The sequence below is a fragment of the Raoultella sp. T31 genome, from assembly GCF_002806725.1.
Lineage (GTDB): Bacteria > Pseudomonadota > Gammaproteobacteria > Enterobacterales > Enterobacteriaceae > Klebsiella > Klebsiella electrica.
In genome coordinates, this window is sequence record NZ_PIBO01000106.1 from 1 (window position 1) to 407 (window position 407).

1 protein-coding gene is annotated in these 407 nt (G+C 58.5%); it reads right to left on the minus strand.

All coding sequences use genetic code 11. The annotated features are described in order from the left end of the window. Positions 1-407 (minus strand): carbohydrate porin (locus CWM52_RS25940; RefSeq protein WP_165785447.1); only part of this gene is annotated, 407 nt, incomplete at both ends.

Below are 407 nucleotides of genomic sequence, written 5' to 3' on the forward strand. Positions count from 1 at the left end.
CGCAGCATCGGACGGAACTCCGGCCCCATGCCGATGGCGATGTTCTGCGACAGCGTCAGTTTCCAGCCGTGGTTATCCCCGCCCCGATCGTAGTCAACGCGCTGGTAGCCCGCTTCCAGCCAGGTCGAATGCACGTCATTCCAGAAGTACATCGGACGCACGATGGCGCCGTAGTTCTTCCGGTTGTCGGTGTTGTCCTTGCTGTTGTCATAGTTGTGGAAGGCCAGCAGATACTCGACCTGCGCCTGCTGAGTGAACTTGTATAGCCCCTCGAAGCTGGCGTAAACCGTCGTCAACCCGTCCGTTTTGTCGTACACGCTGTTATCGGCATTATCGGAATAGCGCAGAATCACTTTGTTCACGCCGCTGTCGTTGGTGTGGCTCAACAGCAGGCCGCCCTGCCAGGC